The sequence below is a fragment of the Bacillus coahuilensis m4-4 genome (genome assembly GCF_000171615.1).
Classification (GTDB): Bacteria; Bacillota; Bacilli; order Bacillales; family Bacillaceae_K; genus Bacillus_T; species Bacillus_T coahuilensis.
On sequence record NZ_ABFU01000032.1, the window covers coordinates 18,828 to 37,406 of the forward strand.

Here is an 18,579-nt window from a genome sequence, read left to right on the forward strand (position 1 = left end):
TTTATAACTTGCTAGTTAAAGGAGAACAACATGAAAGGGCGAATACTGGTAACACTTTCTCTAGTCTTATCAATAGTAGGCGTATTCTTTTATTTTCAAAGAGATCACACAGAGACGTTAAAACAAAACAACCAAACCATCATACAAGAAATAGTCACCGACCAAGCAGCCTATTCCCCAGGGGAAAGAGTGAATCTTTCTGTTACACTAGACCCATCTATAACTAATGGGGCACTATTCATAACCTATTATCATTTAGATGAGATATTACTAGAAAAAGAGATTCCCATAACTGATAGCAACATACAATGGAATTGGGTACCTCCCCAAGAGGATTACAAAGGCTATCTTGTAAAGGTTTCATATGAATCAACGAACCTTATGGACACTAAAACAATTGCCGTTGATGTTTCTAGCGACTGGAGTAAATTTCCTAGGTACGGCTTTTTATCCAAATTTGATTCTATACCATTTGATGAAATGCAAGAAACGATGGATAAATTAAATCGATTTCACCTAAATGGATTGCAATTTTACGATTGGCACTATAAACATCATGAGCCCATTCCCATGGACGGTCGAAAAGAATGGCAAGACATAGCCAATCGCCAAATTTCTTTGGATACGGTAAAACAATATATAGCGCTAGCTCATGAAAAAAACATGAAAACGATGTCTTATAACCTATTGTACGGAGCCTTTAAAGAAGCAGAACAGAAATAGAAGGAGTAGAAAGTCATTGGAGATTATTTAAAGATTCTCAACACGATCAACATGATGTACACCCTCTACCAAGTGATTGGAAAAGCGATGTGTATTTAGTTAACCCTCATGATGAATCATGGCAAAATTATATGATGAATCGACAGAAGGAACTATACGAATCATTACCCTTTGATGGATGGCATATTGACCAATTAGGGGATAGAGGAACGGTATATAATTATAACGGGGAACTCGTTGATATAGCGTCTTCCTTTGAACGGTTCCTTTCGAAAATTAAAAACGCTACTCCTGAAAAAGGAATCGTAATGAATAGTGTCAATCAGTATGGACAATCCCAAATCACTAATGCACCTGTTGACTTCTTATATACTGAAGTATGGGATGAATATAAAACATATCTAGATTTAAACGAAATCATTCAAGAGAACATGGAATATTCGAATGGCTCCCTGTCTACCGTACTAGCGGCATATATGAACTATGAACATTCAAATGAAACGGGAAACTTTAATACTAGCGGAATCCTTCTGACTAATAGTGTTATATTTGCATCAGGTGGGGCTCACTTAGAGCTAGGTGAACATATGTTAAGTAAAGAATATTTTCCTCACAATAAATTAGATACAACTAAAGAACTTAACAAACAACTGATAGCCTACTATGATTTTTTAGTGGCGTACGAGAATTTATTACGTGACGATGTGGAAGAAGAAGATATGGTCTTATCTTCTCCTGATTGGGCTTCCTTTTCATCTTCACCTGAATTAGGGAAGATATGGTCTTTTGCTAAAAAGAAAGAAACGAAAAAAATCATTCATTTGATAAATTTTTATGATGCCACTTCACTTGAGTGGAGAGATACAGAAGCTCAACAACCCGAGCCTCAAACGAGGGATTCATTTTAAATAAAGATTAGTGTTGACAAACCGATCAAAAAGGTATGGATGGCTTCTCCCGATAGAAATTTAGGAGAACCAGAAGTTCTCGAATTTCATCAAGAAGAAGGAAACGTAACTGTAAGGATTCCAAGTTTAAACTATTGGAATATGATTGTCGTAGAATAAGATACATAGAAAAAACTATGATGTTTTCATCATAGGTTTTTTCTAATCTCCTTCATCATCATCGGAGCAAGATTGCTGCAGGTATAGAATTTTTCATTTTGATTGACTACTTTTATTTTGCAAATTCAAAATGAGAACTACAGAAACTACTTTAAGTTGAAACTAATGATAAATTTTTAACATAGTAGAGTACCATACCTCATTTCCGTTACAAGTAACAAAGGGAGTCCTTATATTAAAAAGTATAAGTAAGATGCTTTTGTTTGAGACACTCTCTATACCAACTATCCTATATTGAGTTTCTCCTTTATCCATGTAATAATAAGGGAATAACGAGATGTCTTAAAGAAGGGTGATTTCCATGAAACGAATAAAGAGCATCCTTTTTTTTCTAATAGGTATTGTATCACTAGGATTAGGAATCTTAGGTACGGTGCTCCCCGTATTACCTGGAGGACCATTTTATTTTATTTGCTGCATTTTTGTTTCACAAAAAGTTCAAAGCGAATCGATCGTTGGTTTAAAAGCACCGTATTCTATAAAAAGTACGTATTGGCTTTTTTAAATAAAACTGGATTAACCAAAAGGGAGAAAATAAGAATTAACCTCATAGCTGATTCTTTTATCATTTTTTCTCTGTTTATGGTAGATATACTGATCGTTCAAATTATGATCCTATCTTTAGGGCTATATAAGCATTATTATTTTATTAAAAAAATCAAAACCATTGACTCTTATGAAGATGAAGAATCAAGTAAACAAATTATGTAAAGATTAACCCGCTATCCTGTCTATCATAGTGGGTTTCTCTAATCAGCTAGACAAAAAAATTTGTTCTTTTCACAAAGAAGCTGTGTAGTTGACAACGCTTTCAATATTTTGTAACATGGCAATAAGTTGATAATAGTGTAAGAGACTCAGAGACACACAGAAATAACTTTACTCTTGTAGAGTTATTTTCCGTGTGTCTCTTTTCTACAATCATTGCTGTATACTTAGTTTAATTAAAGAAGAAAGCAAGTACTTAGTAGTATGTATAGATGCTGAGGGGGATTATTATGAATACGTATATTTTGTCATTAGATCAAGGAACAACGAGTTCAAGAGCCATTCTTTTTAATAAAAAGGGAGAAATTGTCCACAGTGCTCAAAAGGAATTTACTCAATACTTCCCAAATCCAGGATGGGTAGAACATAATGCGAATGAAATTTGGGGATCTATTCTATCGGTCATTGCCACATGTTTAAGTGAAGCCAATGTTAAAGCTGAACAAATCGCTGGAATTGGGATTACAAATCAACGTGAAACCACTGTAGTATGGGATAAACATACTTCACAACCAATCTATAATGCTATTGTTTGGCAATCTAGACAAACGGCTGAGATTTGTGAAGAACTAAAAAATAAAGGATTAAATGATACATTTAGAGAAAAACGGGTTTACTAATTGATGCATATTTTTCTGGTACTAAAGTTAAGTGGATATTAGATCATGTAAAAGGAGCAAGAGAGAAGGCCGAAAAAGGTGACCTGCTGTTTGGAACTATTGATTCCTGGCTCATTTGGAAGTTATCTGGTGGAAAGGCGCATGTAACAGACTACACCAATGCATCTAGAACGCTTATGTATAATATTCATAAATTAGAATGGGATCAGGATTTACTAGATTACTTAACGGTACCAAGTTCTATGCTACCAAAAGTCAAGGCATCGTCTGAAGTCTATGCTCATACCATTGACTATCATTTCTTTGGACAAAACATACCTATTGCAGGTGTAGCAGGAGACCAACAAGCAGCTCTATTTGGGCAAGCATGCTTTGAAGAAGGAATGGCGAAGAATACATACGGCACTGGATGCTTTATGCTAATGAACACGGGCGAAAAGGCTATTCGTTCAGAAAACGGATTACTTACTACTATTGCATGGGGTGTAGATGGAAAAGTGGAATATGCATTAGAAGGAAGTATTTTTGTTGCAGGTTCTGCTATTCAATGGTTACGAGACGGACTACGTATGTTTAGAGATGCAAAAGACAGTGAACAATATGCTCGGCGTGTAGATTCTACAGAGGGAGTTTATGTTGTACCTGCTTTTGTCGGACTTGGAACCCCTTATTGGGATAGTGATGTAAGAGGAGCAGTATTTGGATTGACGCGCGGTACATCAAAAGAACATTTTATTCGTGCCACATTAGAGTCTTTAGCGTATCAAACCAAGGATGTATTAAAAGCGATGGAGGCGGATTCTGGGATTTCTTTGAAGACACTTCGAGTAGACGGAGGAGCAGTTAAGAATGATTTCTTAATGGAATTTCAGAGCAATATGTTAGGTGTTCCAGTAGAAAGACCTGTCGTAAATGAAACGACCGCACTCGGAGCAGCTTATTTAGCTGGACTTGCCGTCGGGTTTTGGGAAAGCAAAGCAGACATTAGTAAGCAGTGGCTTCTTGAAAAACGGTTTAAACCAAGTATGAAAGATGAAATACGTAACACTCTCTATAGTGGTTGGGAAAAAGCAGTGAACGCAGCTCAATCTTTCAAATAAAAAGGGAAATTCCCTACTTAAATTATCTAAACAAAGAAGCGTCCAAAAATTAATTTGACGCTTCTTTGTTAATTTTTCGTTAATTTATTGAATATTCTGCTGAAATAACGAAAAATTTCTAAGTTAAATGATGGCAATTAGCTTCTTCAAATTCTATAGTCAGAAAATTTTGTGATAAAAGACGCAATAAATGGTAAGGTAGTAAAAAAGGGAAGAAAAGGCATTAGAGTTTCAAGATATAGCCTTTAAATTCATGATACCTGGTAAAACAGGTAATGATGTGTTTTTAGCCAGTATAGAAACGGCTAAAAAACAGTCTATTGACGCGATGCTTTATTCACATCCTATTGGAGCACATTGTCACGAAGCAGGTCCTATCATTGGCTTATATGACTCTCAATGTGCCGTTCCGTTTAGGGGTGACATAAAAATTGTTCCAAATTCTGCTTACGCTTTAGAATATAATATAAAGAAGTATATACCAGAATGGGGAGAAGAAACCTTTATCTATTTAGAGCAACCTATTGCGGTGTTAGAAGATGGCGCGGTTTATTTAAATCCACGACAAGAAAGCTTTTACATAATAAAATAGACAAATTCTATAAATCTATAATTGTATCAATATCGTTAAACTTAAGAATTTTTGTCATCACAAGAAAGAGAGTGACATAAAATAAAAAAGAACTAAGATCACGGCCATGATCTTAGTAAATTGGCAATAGACATACATTTTTTTCAGGCTTCTTCTTAACTAAGATTTCCCTTAGGATTAGAGTAAGAGGGAAATCTATTTATCTTTACTATTTCCTTGAAGTGAGATCACTAATGTTGCAAAAATGATCATTAACGACAACGCTTCATATACGGTCATCATGGCTTTCCCTCCTTCTATACAAAAGATGGGCAGCCTGGTAAAATGTAGAATCTACTGCTAAAGACTCAAAAAGCATCTATATTTTAGAATATTCGTTACTTTTGATTCATACATATAAAGTGTAGGAACCAACACATCTAAATTCCCATGTGTACAGGGATAAAGTTGTCATATTTCATTTGTACTCGGTGAACCTCCTAAATATTCCATTTTATTTTTTTATTTCTTTGTTTTTCAACACAGAGGTTGTTCCTTGCGAAATGTAAAAGGCTTTCAAAATATTTATCCAATACTAAGAGATCTGATCAGTTCCTGTCAGGTCTTTTTTTACTTTCATAAACCCCCTTAACATGAAGCTTGCTAATTTTTAAAAAAAATGAATAGCGTAATGTATCTGAGTCATTAAATTTTAATAACTAAAAATGCTTTTAAGGGTTCGAGGAATAGAAGGTTTCTTAAGAAAAGTTAAGCTAACTTAAAGTTTAGAAATTAAATCATAAAGAAGGATACACTTTCCAAATGTCGAATAACTCTAAAAGCTAATACATGATTATATTTGTTTTGAAGCTATTTGGATTAAAGTATTCTCATCATTTATGAAGATAAGGTTATTTTCTTGTTTTATAAAGACATGTCGAAAGGAGAATACTAAAACAAGGAGTGATAGTATGAAACTTCTACTTACATCTGGAGGAATTACTAACAATAGCATATACAATGAGCTGGTTGACATGTTGGATAAGCCGATACCGACTCTAACGTCTTATGTATTCCGACTGCGATGTACGGTCATCCATGGGTAGGCCCTGGAGTTAAAGCTTGGAAGTTCATTAGCGGGAAAGAAGAGAATCCTATGGTCAATCTTGGTTGGAAATCAGTCGGTGTGTTAGAGCTTACAGCGCTTCCAACCATAGATAAGGATAGATGGGTACCTTTGGTTCAAGAGATAGATGTTCTTCTGGTCTCAGGGGGAGATGCTCTTTACCTGTCCTATTGGATGAAACAATCCGGGCTGGCAGAACTTTTACCTTCGCTGAAAGCAGTCTATATAGGAATGAGTGCTGGAAGCATGGTGATGGCACCAACAGTAGGTGAATACTTTATTGGTTGGACTCCACCAGATGATAGTGATGAGGCCCTAGGACTAGTAGAATTTTCAATTTTTCCCCATTTGAATCACGAATCGTTGCCGGGAAACACTTTAAAAGCTGCTGAAAAATGGGCAGCTTCTTTAAAAGGACCTGGCTATGCAATGGACGATCAAACTGCCATTAAAGTCATCGACGATACGGCAGAAGTAATTTCCGAAGGGTATTGGAAACTCTTCCAAACTTAACATTCCATTTACTGTAAGGAATAAAAAAATAGATCAGAAACTAATGGATGTATCGACGGCTTGAGAATAGCACTCAATAACTTTTACAATCATTGGAGCAGTTTATTGTCCATAGATAATGATTGTTATCCGGTCAGTAGCAAATGTCGAAGGATTAATTAAGAACAACATCATGAGATGAAATGATGTTGTTTAGACCTTTTATTTTTAAAATATATATTGAAGAGCAGATATAAATTTTTATTCAGCTGGGTTAGGCTTTTTTCCATATTAAATATTGTAAGTGAAGGATGTATCGAAGAAGAGGTGAACATTTATTTTAGTTTACATAATATAAATTATAGGAAGTTAATGATTGAGATGTTAAATTGTCTCAAAACAAAAGTATACTCTTAACATTGAGACAAAAAAAGAATTTCAGTAATCTACAACTGAAATTCTTTTTTCTATACATTAGTTATGGATTTGTTGAAAATTGAGCGTCTATTAATTTCCACTTATGATCTTCATAATACCAATAGGATTCGATTGAACCTATACCGTCTGCATTATAAGCACCACTAACTCCTTGGATTCCATGTAACCCAAGTCCTTTTTTCCCATTAACGTTAGACGGTTCTAGTAATCCATACGGCTTTACCATAAGTTTGGTTGGCTTTACTAATTTCCCATCATTATACAAACCAATTCGTTCATAATCTTTTTTTCTCGAGCTTAAATCTATTGTGTAGGATTTTTCAGAATCTTCTAAGATAATTAACGCTTTATAATCATTCTCAAACCTTGCTTCCACTTTTACTGGTGGTGGAACTTGTAAATTTTTCTAGTTTTTGATTGGCTAAAGTATGAAGATCATAATGATATAACCCTCCACTACCTCCTGTAGCACTAGAATAAAATAAATCCACGATACCATCATGATTTAGATCTTCAAATGTAAGGGTTGGACTATATCCTGATTCGTATACAATTCGAAATTCTTCACCATTGTAGGATTTAATATCTGCCCAAACCGTTTGATAAAATAAGGAGCTATCGGGAAAGAGAACTCCCGTAAGTTTGATAGAATCTGGATAATTATCTCCTGTAATATCTTTATTCCATTCTTGAATAACTAGTCCTGACTCATATACATCTTCCTCATTATCCTGTTGAGCTGATTCATTTGCTAAAGCTCCCGTTACTGCTAATAATGACAAAAAAGAAAAAGACTAAAAAAAGCTGATGTTAGTTCTTTTTTCATGCCCATACTCCTCTTTTTAGATAGTATTCTTATATTATCCAGAGAATGAAAAATCATGTAATCCTACTTATTTTAAAACTTAGAATACAGTAGCAATGAATTTAGCGCAAAAAGCATGGTATTCATTCTACCATGCTTTTTTTAGATTATTTAACTTCTAACCAGGCATCGATTACTTTTCCAGCTGATGCTTCATCAAGAACAAATGACCCGTTTGAATAACGATCATTATTACGTATAGTAGCACTAGTGATTCGTTCGACAATCCCTTTATCTGTTTGAATCCAAATGGTATCATCGGTTGCGACAAAGGAAACAAAGACGATTCTATGAGGATTGTTCTTAAGCTCTCTTAGCATGACATTTCCTCTTTTGGCTCTAGTCGATACCTCAAACTCACTTACTTTCATTTTCTTTACGGCTCCACGTTGAGTCACGAGGAAAAGAGATTGATTTTCTTCAACCATCACACCATTTATAACTGCGTCATCTTCTTTCAAATTAATCCCTTTCACACCGGCTGCTCTAGGTCCAACAATATTTACTTCCTCCTCGTTATATAGTAACGAATAACCGTTAGAAGTTGCTAAAAATAATTGTTTTCTACCGTCTGTGACATGGACATTTACTACCTCGTCATCACCTTTTAAGTTAATGGCAACGAGTGGTCTCGAGTATCGTTGTGCTTTATATTGTAGCAATTCAGATCTTTTAACCATTCCATTCTTGGTAACAAATAAAAGAAACGTATTTTCTTTAAACTCTTTTACAGGAATAACTTCAACTACTTGTTCTTCTTTATTGATTGGGACTAGACTTGCAACATGTTGTCCTAAGTCTTTCCAACGAATGTCTGGTAGTTCATGAACGGGGAAAAATAAATAATTTCCTTTGTTCGTAAATACTAGAAGGTTATCTGTGGTATTAATCTCTTGCTGGAATAAACAACGATCCGTATCTTTCATTGCAAGGTCTTTCCCGTTAGAAGCATTAAACGATCTCATACTTGTACGTTTTATGTACCCACCCTTTGTGACGGTTACCATGACGTCTTCTGAGGCTACAAGAACTTCTAAATTAATTTTAATTTCCTCAATTTCGTCCTCAATAACTGTTCTACGTGTATCGTTGTATGTCTTTTTTATAGCTTTTAATTTCTTTTTTTATTACTGATAGCAATTTGCTATCACTTGATAGGATACTGCTAAGTTCTTCTATCTTTTGTTTTAATTCATCTGCTTCAGCTTGTAAAGCTGTGATATCTGTATTTGTTAAGCGATAAAGCTGTAATGATACAATGGCTTCAGCTTGAATTTCAGAAAATGCATACAGTCTTATAATATTATCTTTAGCATCTCGTTTATCTTTAGAAGCTCGTATTGCAGTGATCACTTCATCTAAAATACTGATGGCTTTTATTATTCCGTCTACAATATGAGCGCGTTCTTTTGCCTTTCGAAGATCATAAGAAGCTCGGTTTGTTACCACTTCTTTTTGATGAGAAATATAGGCATCTAGGAGTTCTTTCACTCCCATTAATCGAGGACGTCGATTGTGAATTGCTACCATATTGAAATTATATGTTATTTGAAGATCAGAATTTTTATAAAGGTAGTTTAAAACTCCTTTTGCATCTGCTTCTTTTTTCAATTCTATGACGATACGTAAACCAGTTCGGTCTGTTTCATCTCGTATTTCAGAAATTCCTTCTACTTTACGATCAACACGGAACTCGTCCATTTTTTTTACTTAAATTCGCCTTATTGATTTCATATGGTATCTCAGTAATCACGATCTGTTCACGACCACCACGTAATCCTTCAATATCAGCTTTTCCACGAACGACAAATTTGCCTTTACCCGTTTCATAAGCTTTTTTAATTCCTTCAATTCCTTGAATGATTCCGCCCGTTGGAAAGTCAGGCCCCTTCATGACTGTCATGATATCATCAACTGAGCAAGATGGATTATCCATACGTAATATGGCTGCATCAATGACCTCTCCTAGTTGATGTGGAGGGATTTCTGTTGCATAACCAGCAGATATGCCCGTTGAGCCGTTTACTAATAAATTTGGAAATCTTGCTGGTAGAACAGTTGGTTCACTAGAGGTATCGTCGAAATTTGGGACAAATTCAACGGTTTCTTTTTCTATATCTCTTAATAGTTGAGAGGATATTGACGATAGTCTTGCTTCTGTATAACGCATAGCAGCTGGAGGGTCACCGTCTATACTCCCATTATTGCCATGCATTTCAACTAAATAATTTCGGACTTTCCAGTCTTGACTCATTCTAACCATGGCGTCATAGACAGAAGTATCACCGTGTGGATGATAATTACCAATAACGTTCCCGACTGTTTTTGCTGATTTTCTAAATCCCTTTTCAAATGTGTTTCCTTCTACATGCATAGCGTATAGAATTCTTCTTTGAACTGGCTTTAAGCCATCACGTGCATCAGGAAGAGCACGGTCCTGAATAATGTATTTACTGTATCGACCAAACCGGTCACCTAATACCTCTTCTAATGGTAAGTCTTGAAATTTTTCCGTTGACATTATTCTTCCTCCTTGCCGACTGTCACATTTTCATTTTCTAAAATGCTGCCGTCTTCCTCTAGGCCAAACGCAACGTTATTTTCAATCCATTTTCGACGAGGCTCTACTTTGTCTCCCATTAATGTTGTAACACGTCTTTCTGCTCGTGCTGCATCATCAATTCGTACACGGATTAGTGTTCTTGTTGAAGGATCCATGGTCGTTTCCCATAGCTGATCTGCATTCATTTCACCAAGACCTTTGTATCGCTGAATAATATACCCGCGACCTATTTTCTTGATTGCATCCTTTAATTCTTCATCAGTCCAAGCATATTCGATCACTTCTTTTTTACCAGTGCCTTTGCTTACTTTATATAGTGGAGGTAATGCAATGAACACTTTACCTGCCTCTATTAACGGCTTCATATAGCGATAAAAGAAGGTTAAAAGTAGCACTTGAATGTGAGCACCATCTGTATCGGCATCCGTCATAATCACGATCTTATCATAATTAACATCTTCCACATTAAATTCTGGCCCTACTCCCGCTCCAATAGCATGTATGATCGTATTAATTTCTTCGTTCTTAAATATGTCTTGTAACTTTGCTTTCTCTGTATTGATAACTTTACCACGTAAAGGCAATATCGCTTGGAATTTGCGGTCTCTTCCTTGCTTAGCAGATCCACCAGCAGAGTCACCCTCGACAAGATATAATTCATTCCGTTCTGGATTTCTAGATTGTGCAGGTGTTAACTTTCCAGATAAGACAGTCTCTGATTTTTTTCTTTTCTTACCGCTTCTAGCGTCTTCTCTAGCTTTTCTGGCTGCTTCTCTTGCCTGTGCTGCTTTTATCGCTTTCTTTATTAGTAATGCACTCGTATCTGGATTCTCTTCTAAAAAGTACTGTAAATGTTCGCTAACTACTTGATCTACTCCTGAACGGGCTTCGCTGGTCCCTAACTTTCCTTTTGTTTGTCCTTCAAATTGAAGTAATTCTTCAGGAATTCGAACAGAGATAATAGCAGTTAATCCTTCGCGTATATCGGTTCCTTCTAAATTTTTATCACGCTCTTTTAAAATAGAAACCTTTCTGGCGTATTCATTGAACACACGTGTCATTGCCGTCTTCGCCCCAGCCTCATGGGTTCCCCCGTCTTTCGTTCGGACGTTATTGACAAAACTCAATATATTTTCTGAGAACCCATCATTAAATTGAAATGCAAACTCAACTTCAATGCTGTTTTGTTCTCCCTCTAAAGAAACTACTTTATGTAAAGAATCTTTATCTTCATTTAAATATTCAACAAAAGCTTCAATACCTGTTTCGAAATGAAATACGTCACGTTGATCAAAGCGTTCATCTATTATTTCAATTTTCATTCCTTTTAACAAAAATGCCGATTCCCTTAGTCGTTCAGATAATGTGTCATAATTAAACGTAGTGGTACTAAACATGGTTGTGTCTGGTTTAAAGTGAATGGTTGTACCTGTACTTTTAGTAGAACCCATTCTCTCTAGAGAAGATGCAGGTTTTCCTCCATTTTCAAATCGTTGTTCATATACAATACCATCACGTTTAATCGTGACAACTAACCATTCAGACAAAGCATTTACAACAGAAGCACCTACACCGTGTAATCCTCCGCTTGTTTTGTACCCACCTTGTCCAAATTTACCACCAGCATGTAATACAGTTAAAATTACTTCTGGAGTTGGTTTCCCGAGCTTATGCATACCAGTCGGCATACCTCTCCCCTTATCTTCTACACTAATGCTGTTATCTTTGTGGATTGTTACTTTTATGTGGTCTCCGTAACCAGCTAAGGCTTCGTCGACAGAATTATCTACAATTTCATACACTAAATGATGAAGACCTCTAGAATCGGTTGAACCAATATACATTCCCGGTCTTTTTCTGACAGCTTCCAGGCCTTCTAGTACCTGTATCGCATCATCATTATACTCGATGGTCTTTTTCTCTTTTGCCACGAATATTCCCCTTTCAAAACTACTAGTCAGCAGAACAATAAACACTTTCGAATGATCTGTTACTCTCTATCATATCAATAATCACGTGAATTATTTAGATATTTTCATGCCGAGAACGGATGTTCGCTAGGTTAATTTTAGCATTATTTCTGCAATCGTCTATTGCTTATTTTACTTGTTTCTTGAGATTTGGCAAATCCATTTTGAATTTTCGAGCTCATATTTTACCAAAATATCTAATTACGATACAATTTAGTACCTTTATTAATAAAATATTATGGTGGATTAACTACCACATTGTTGGGTGGTGTTATACTACTCGTCTTATTTTTATCCCATGGATTGTTCAACAACGCTGCTCATTTTTGTAAAATGATTTCGCTTTTTCGCTCAGCTATTCCCCCAAAGACATTGAATACGCTTTACAGATAGGCCCTGCACGAAGAAAGTGCTTTAGCACTATTGAGGAGTCTTCGCCAATCTTCTCCAATCAACAGCTGGAGATTTGCAATAATCAATCATTCTCTTTAGCAGAGTCAACCAAAAAAAAACAAGGCTAGTTGGTTTCCAACCAGATAGCCTTGTGTAAATAGGATTATCATTTTCTTGTTAAACTATGTTCTACTTTAATACAACGGTCCATAATAACTGTATGACCTTTTTCTTTTAGAAAGTCATACGCTTCTTGATTTTCAACACCTAATTGAGCCCAAAAGACATCTGCATCTACTTCATTAAATTCTTCAGCCAATTGTGGTAAATATTCTGATCTTCTAAAAATATTAACAATATCGATATGTCCTTCTATATCACGAATGGAACGAACCGCTTTCACTCCAAGTACTTCATCTACTGTTGGATTAACAGGGATAATTTCGTAACCAGCTGATTGCAATGCTTCAGCTATCATATAGGAGGTGCGTTCCTTGTTATCACTTAGTCCAACAACAGCAATCCTTTTCGAATCTTCTAAGATCTTTCCGATTTCATCGCGTGATGGATTTTCAATCATCATTACACCAGCCTTTCTTAAGATTATTCTTCAATTAAGCCTTTTGAAAGTAAGAAATCTCTAGCAACCGTACGATAATCCTCTTTATCAATATCTACTCTTCCATTCATGGCTCTCATATCTTCTTCGGTAATTTGTCCAGCAAGCTTATTTAGTGTATCTTCCAAATCTGGATATTCTTCTAAAACTTCCATTCTTACGATAGGAGCTGCGTAGTATGGAGGAAATAATCCAAGATCATCTTCTGTCGCTATTAGATTATATTGATCAATTCGTGCATCAGTAGTAAAACCAGTAATAACATCCACTTCTCCATTTTTTACGGCTTCATACATAATATTAGGATCAAAGCTTTCAGTACCTTTAAATTCAAACCCATATTTATCTTTTAAGGCATCAAATCCGTCTGTACGTTCATAAAAAGGATGAGGTGCGCCAAATACTAATTCATTTGCAACTGGAACTAGATCACTATATGTTTTAGCTTCAATTCCTTCGTCAGCTCTTAGCGCTAGTGTATACGTATTTTGAAAGCCAAGTGGCTCTAACCATTTAGCGTTATACTGTTCCTGATACCCTTTATTGACTCTGTCAAATACTTCCTCAGCCGATTCTCCTTCTTTAGCAGGATCTTTTAATACAGCTTCTAAGCCTGTACCCGTGTACTCAACGTAAACGTCAATTTCACCTTTCTCAAGAGCCGGAGTTAAAACAGCTACTTCTCCTAACCCTTCTTTTAATTCAATTTCATAATCTGTATTCTCTTCTAAGTATTCTGCAATCACGTAAGTAAGAATGTATTGTTCTGTCCAGTTTTTACCTGACACAACAATGGGATCTTTTCCTTCATTGTTTGAACATGCACTAATAATAAAAGAAAGGATAAGCGCGACTACCAATAAGCTCTTTTTCACTGTATTTTCCCCCTGGAAATTATTTATTTATGAGAAACACCTTTTGGCGTAGCTCTTTTTCAACCCAACGAAGGATTAAATCAAACAGAATTGCAAGTAAAGCAGCTGGAATTGCACCTGCAAGAACTAAATAATTGTTCCATGATGTTAATCCTCGATAAATTAAATCACCTAATCCACCGGCACCAACAAATGTTGCAAGCGTTGCAATCCCTACTGTTAATACAGTTGCAGTTCGTATACCTGCCATAATAAATGGTAAGGCAAGTGGAAGTTCGATTTTTGTTAGTAATTGCCGGTCTGTCATGCCCATTCCTTTACCTGCCTCAATGACCGCTTGATCAACACTAATGATCCCTGTATATGTATTTCTTAAAATGGGTAATAGTGCATAAATAATTAGAGCGATAATAGCTGTTAAGCTTCCTGTTCCTAGTAAAGGTACAAGAAATCCAAACAGGGCAAGACTTGGGATAGTTTGAAAAACCGCTGTAACGCCGATAAACCACTCTGCCGTCTTTTGCTTCCTAGATATGTATACACCTAACGGTAAAGATATTACGATAGCAAAGAGGACAGATATTAGCGAAAGAAATAAATGCTCTGATAAATTTCAAGTAAAATATCCGATCTAGATGAAACTGTGTCTATAAAAGTAGTAATAACATTAATCATTTATTGTTCCACCTTTCATTGAAAGGTTTGCTAACTCTGTTAGTAATAAATCTTTTGAAATAGTTCCTATTGGTTGATCGTTCTTATGAATAACAGCAGTCTCAGCTCGATGCGTAAGTAATAGCTCAATGGCTTCTTTGATGGTGCTTTTACTGTCGATCAATAGAGTCTTGTGGTTAGTGTCACTTATTGGTAGTAGATCAAGGGATTCAATGGTTTTCATCTCTTTGTTCTCTGAAACCCCTCGTCTATGAACACCGATAAAATCTTCTACAAAAGTATTGGCTGGAGATTGCAACAATTCATCAGGTGTTGCAATTTGTTCGATTCTACCCTCTCTCATTAAAACGATACGATCTGCAATTTTTAGGGCTTCGTCCATATCATGAGTAACAAAAATAATAGTCTTATGTATTTGTTCTTGAATTCTTTTTAATTCATCTTGTAATTGTTCTCTACTAATCGGATCCAACGCACTAAATGGTTCATCCATCAGTATAATGGGTGGCTCTGCAGCAAGTGCTCGTATGACCCCAACCCGCTGTTGTTGGCCGCCACTAAGCTCTAACGGATACCTGTGACGGAAAGTGTTAGGGTCTAAACCTACAAGGTTCAACAATTCATCTACCCTAGGTTTCCATTTTTCACTTGTCCAACCGTTTAATTTAGGAATAAGTGCGATGTTCTCCTCAATCGTCATATGCGGTAATAAACCAATTCTTTGTATAACATAGCCGATGTTTCTTCTTAACTTAACTTCATCAACTTTAGAAATATCTTCTCCATTTATGTAAATAGAGCCTTCAGTTGGTAGTAAAAGCTTATTGATCATTTTCATTGTAGTGGTCTTTCCGCACCCGGAAGGTCCTATTAACGCAATAAGCTCTCCTTCATTTATAGATAAATTCAACTTATCTACTGCTTTGGTTCCATCTTCGAACTGCTTTGAAACGTTTTCAAATAGTATCAATATCATCACCCTAACTAAAACGATAAAATTCTTATTCCCTAAATGTGTTTAGTTTAAACCATGTAACTTTCTTAAGAACTTATACTTTTTTTCTTTAAACTAAATTGTTCGACCCCAATGGCAATAAACGTCCCAATAATCAACCCGTTATTTATCATAGCAGATACAACGATTGGAAGCCCAGAGGTTGCTTGTGGAGAAACAAACATAACACCCATTCCTGCTAAAAGCGCAGGACCAGCTACCCGGTATGCTAGGGTTCTATTCTCTTCTTTCGACCATTCCGTGAAAGCCATCGTCAACATTTGAGTAAATATTACAAATGTAACACTATACCCTACAGCAGGTGGTAAGCTCGCTAAGAAATTCATAATGAAAGGAATGCAACTAAATATAATAATAAGAATCGCTCCAATAAGAAAAGGGATCTTACTAACTATTCTTGTAGCTGATACAAATCCAGCAGCACCTGATATAGGAACAGATCCAACAGCTGAAAATAGCCCACCTAGTAGTTGATTAATTCCAGATACAAATCCTCCTCTTGTATATCTTTTAGAGTCATTTTTACCCTTGATTGTATCTTCCATAATTCTAATAGAAGCTACCATATTCGTTATCAATAATAAGGTAATGAACAAGGAGGTTACAATTATTCCACTGTCATATTTCGGTAAACCCCAAACGAATATGTCAGGAAATTCAATAAGAGATTTAGATGTAGCTACCTTTTCTGTTTTATCTACAAAGTAGAAAAGCAACCATCCTACACTCATTCCAATCAAAACAGAGTAACGCTTTATTAAGCCAACTTTATGATGAACCAAATAGAAAGTGAAGCCGACAATTATGATGCTACAACTAACAATGACGAGATCAACCGTTCCATTTTCTCCTTTAATTCCTAACATTCCATTTAGAAATGGACCACTTAACTGTAGAATAAGCAAAAATAAAATAAAACAAATGTAACAGTTGGAGTGAAAAGGTTTTTTAACTTATTTATTAGTCCAAGAAAGGATAATAGTAAAAAGATAAACCCACTAATAATCATCCCACCTTGAAGTAATTGAAGTACTTCAGAAGAGGAAGAATAGATGCTTCCAATAAATCCTCCATAAATAACAAACACGCCCCACCACAAACCTGCTGGACCTTCATTAATTGGAAACTTGTGACCAAACAGCACTTGTAAAAGTCCTGCTCCCCCTAATACAAACATCGTTCGTTGTACAAAGGCCGCTCTCTCTAAGGTATCTAATCCAAAAAGATCAGCAATAGCTATGGGTGCCACTAAGGCACTCGCTAGCATAAAGACTAACCATTGAATCCCCAAAATTAAATATTTCATACCACTCACTCACCCTATTCCTCTAATCTTCTCTTTAGTATACTGGAAAAACTTACGTACCCTATTAATTTGATTACATCATTAACTAGGGTTATTTTAACTATATCTATAAGCGTTTTAAAAGAATGCTACAACAAAATTAAAAATTTTCATGCTAAAATAGACAAACGTGTGTAAAATGATAGAGAGTCCTTATTATTTAATCATGTATTTAAAAGGAGTTTTATAATGATAACTTTCGCACTTATTGTTTTCGTCTTATTTAGTGGGATCTATTCCTTCTGGGCTTTGGATCGGTAAAGGATTTTATAATACAGATATTAGAGAACATGGCAGTGGAAATTTAGGAGGAACCAATACATTTAGAACACTAGGCGTAAAAGCTGGGTTAATTGTTACCGCGATGGATATTCTAAAAGGGTCTGTTGCCACTTGGATTCCATTATACTTTGTGGATACTTCTTACCACCCTCTACTTTTCGGTGTTGTAGCTGTTATAGGACATATGTTCCCTCTATTTGCTAGTTTTAGAGGTGGAAAGGCGGTCGCTACATCAGCAGGTGTCTTACTCGCGTTTTCACCCATACTATTTTTAATGCTTTTAGCCGTATTCTTTCTGTCTCTTTATACAACAAAATATGTATCTTTATCTTCTATGATAGGTGCAGTCGTTGCTTTTATTTATACTTTATTTAGTGGAGACTGGGTATTTATATCCTTTATAGGGGTTTTAATGGTTTTTGTATTGTATCGTCACAGAGCCAATATTAAACGTATTCAAAAAGGTACGGAGCCTAAAGTGAATTGGATATGAGAGTGTATCACTAGTAATTATGTATATTACTAGTAATGGCAGAGTGTTTATTCTATTCACTAGTAAGTTTGTACTGTATACTAAATGTCTGATGAATAATCAGGTCTTTTTTTTATTTCTGAATTTATCAAATTTTGTCGAAGAGGGTAAAAATCCGCTTGTAACACTTAGGGAAAGGAACATGTTAAATGAATAATTGGAGAATAAATCAATCGAGTCATGCTATTTTATTTCTCTCTGCATTAACGGTCATTATTTCTATTATTGTACGCATCCTTCATGAATTTGGTTTTTTGCAACAATATGTAACGTTGTTAAATCTTTCACCTTTAACACCTAATCTAGAGCTTTTAAAAAACATTCTATTTATCATACCTATCGCACTGTATATTCTTGCATTAATAGGAAGAACAAAATCCTTCTTACCTATACTTTTAACCCTTACTTTAACCTTTTCATCTATTTCGATCATCGCAAATGGTAGCGGATTAGTGGAATATCATTTCTCCATATTCATGG

15 protein-coding genes and 4 pseudogenes are annotated in these 18,579 nt (G+C 35.6%); 8 read left to right on the plus strand and 11 right to left on the minus strand.

What is annotated here, in order from left to right; genetic code table 11:
- Window positions 1-30 precede the first annotated feature (30 nt).
- From M44_RS28875 to M44_RS08735, 6 genes and pseudogenes are all read left to right on the plus strand, one after another.
- Entirely contained in the window at window positions 31-723 is a 693-nt protein-coding gene (locus tag M44_RS28875) for a glycoside hydrolase family 66 protein (protein ID WP_050770947.1), read from the plus strand.
- A pseudogene (locus M44_RS28880) lies at window positions 720-1,790 on the plus strand (glycoside hydrolase family 66 protein). Before M44_RS28875 ends, M44_RS28880 begins: the two are co-directional and overlap by 4 nt.
- Before the next feature lie 361 nt (window positions 1,791-2,151).
- Entirely contained in the window at window positions 2,152-2,355 is a 204-nt protein-coding gene (locus M44_RS28090; RefSeq protein ID WP_010172747.1) for a YbaN family protein, read from the plus strand.
- Window positions 2,262-2,561 carry a DUF454 family protein gene (locus M44_RS26135; protein WP_237705244.1) on the plus strand — a complete coding sequence of 100 codons (300 nt, stop codon included), beginning with the start codon at window positions 2,262-2,264 and terminating at the stop codon, window positions 2,559-2,561. Before M44_RS28090 ends, M44_RS26135 begins: the two co-directional genes overlap by 94 nt.
- Window positions 2,562-2,848: 287 nt before the next feature.
- Window positions 2,849-4,338, plus strand: a pseudogene (glpK, locus tag M44_RS21730) (glycerol kinase GlpK).
- Window positions 4,339-4,618: 280 nt separating this feature from the next.
- Window positions 4,619-4,930 (plus strand): hypothetical protein, encoded by a 312-nt coding sequence (locus M44_RS08735; RefSeq protein ID WP_237705245.1) that lies wholly within the window; start codon window positions 4,619-4,621, stop codon window positions 4,928-4,930.
- A 195-nt stretch (window positions 4,931-5,125) separates the two neighbouring features.
- Here M44_RS08735 and M44_RS29905 read toward each other — a convergent pair whose 3' ends face one another.
- Complete coding sequence (locus M44_RS29905) at window positions 5,126-5,212, minus strand: putative holin-like toxin (protein ID WP_420167103.1); 87 nt, start codon at window positions 5,210-5,212, stop codon at window positions 5,126-5,128.
- Between the two features lie 668 nt (window positions 5,213-5,880).
- On the opposite strand from M44_RS29905, the pseudogene M44_RS21735 reads away from it, so the two are divergent.
- Window positions 5,881-6,548: pseudogene (locus M44_RS21735) on the plus strand (Type 1 glutamine amidotransferase-like domain-containing protein).
- A gap of 457 nt (window positions 6,549-7,005) precedes the next feature.
- Here M44_RS21735 and M44_RS25135 read toward each other — a convergent pair.
- From M44_RS25135 to M44_RS28095, 10 genes and pseudogenes are all read right to left on the minus strand, one after another.
- Window positions 7,006-7,341, minus strand: coding sequence for a hypothetical protein (locus M44_RS25135; protein WP_010172755.1), 336 nt, complete (start codon window positions 7,339-7,341; stop codon window positions 7,006-7,008).
- Window positions 7,325-7,747, minus strand: a complete 423-nt coding sequence (locus tag M44_RS25140) for a hypothetical protein (protein ID WP_010172756.1) — start codon at window positions 7,745-7,747, stop codon at window positions 7,325-7,327. Before M44_RS25140 ends, M44_RS25135 begins: the two co-directional genes overlap by 17 nt.
- Window positions 7,748-7,937: 190 nt before the next feature.
- Window positions 7,938-10,351, minus strand: a pseudogene (gene parC / locus M44_RS21745) (DNA topoisomerase IV subunit A).
- A complete protein-coding gene (parE, locus tag M44_RS08760; RefSeq protein WP_010172757.1) occupies window positions 10,351-12,324 on the minus strand; it encodes a DNA topoisomerase IV subunit B in 1,974 nt (657 codons plus the stop codon). Before parE ends, parC begins: the two are co-directional and overlap by 1 nt.
- Before the next feature lie 598 nt (window positions 12,325-12,922).
- On the minus strand, window positions 12,923-13,339 hold the full coding sequence (locus tag M44_RS08765; protein WP_010172758.1) for a CoA-binding protein: 417 nt from the start codon (window positions 13,337-13,339) through the stop codon (window positions 12,923-12,925).
- A 20-nt stretch (window positions 13,340-13,359) separates the two neighbouring features.
- Window positions 13,360-14,250, minus strand: coding sequence for a glycine betaine ABC transporter substrate-binding protein (locus M44_RS08770; protein WP_010172760.1), 891 nt, complete (start codon window positions 14,248-14,250; stop codon window positions 13,360-13,362).
- 19 nt (window positions 14,251-14,269) lie between these two features.
- Window positions 14,270-14,833, minus strand: coding sequence for an ABC transporter permease (locus M44_RS21750; RefSeq protein WP_337444067.1), 564 nt, complete (start codon window positions 14,831-14,833; stop codon window positions 14,270-14,272).
- An 84-nt stretch (window positions 14,834-14,917) separates the two neighbouring features.
- Complete coding sequence (locus tag M44_RS21755; RefSeq protein WP_010172764.1) at window positions 14,918-15,895, minus strand: ABC transporter ATP-binding protein; 978 nt, start codon at window positions 15,893-15,895, stop codon at window positions 14,918-14,920.
- A gap of 71 nt (window positions 15,896-15,966) precedes the next feature.
- Entirely contained in the window at window positions 15,967-16,806 is an 840-nt protein-coding gene (locus M44_RS21760; protein ID WP_010172766.1) for a purine/pyrimidine permease, read from the minus strand.
- A gap of 20 nt (window positions 16,807-16,826) precedes the next feature.
- The gene (locus M44_RS28095; RefSeq protein WP_237705249.1) at window positions 16,827-17,246 is read right to left on the minus strand and encodes a purine/pyrimidine permease; all 420 of its coding nucleotides are present in this window, start codon (window positions 17,244-17,246) and stop codon (window positions 16,827-16,829) included.
- Between the two features lie 247 nt (window positions 17,247-17,493).
- On the opposite strand from M44_RS28095, the gene plsY reads away from it, so the two are divergent.
- Window positions 17,494-18,060: a glycerol-3-phosphate 1-O-acyltransferase PlsY gene (gene plsY / locus M44_RS08790; protein WP_010172769.1), complete on the plus strand. Its 567-nt coding sequence runs from the start codon at window positions 17,494-17,496 to the stop codon at window positions 18,058-18,060.
- Window positions 18,061-18,579: the final 519 nt, after the last annotated feature.

Excerpts from the sequence above, each read along its gene's own strand:
- M44_RS28090 (WP_010172747.1), top strand. The coding sequence starts at position 2,152 with ATGAAACGAATAAAGAGCATCCTTTTTTTTCTAATAGGTATTGTATCA.
- M44_RS29905 (WP_420167103.1), bottom strand. The coding sequence starts at position 5,212 with ATGATGACCGTATATGAAGCGTTGTCGTTAATGATCATTTTTGCAACA.
- M44_RS21760 (WP_010172766.1), bottom strand. The coding sequence starts at position 16,806 with ATGTTAGGAATTAAAGGAGAAAATGGAACGGTTGATCTCGTCATTGTT.
- M44_RS28095 (WP_237705249.1), bottom strand. The coding sequence starts at position 17,246 with ATGAAATATTTAATTTTGGGGATTCAATGGTTAGTCTTTATGCTAGCG.
- M44_RS08765 (WP_010172758.1), bottom strand. The coding sequence starts at position 13,339 with ATGATGATTGAAAATCCATCACGCGATGAAATCGGAAAGATCTTAGAA.
- M44_RS28875 (WP_050770947.1), top strand. The coding sequence starts at position 31 with ATGAAAGGGCGAATACTGGTAACACTTTCTCTAGTCTTATCAATAGTA.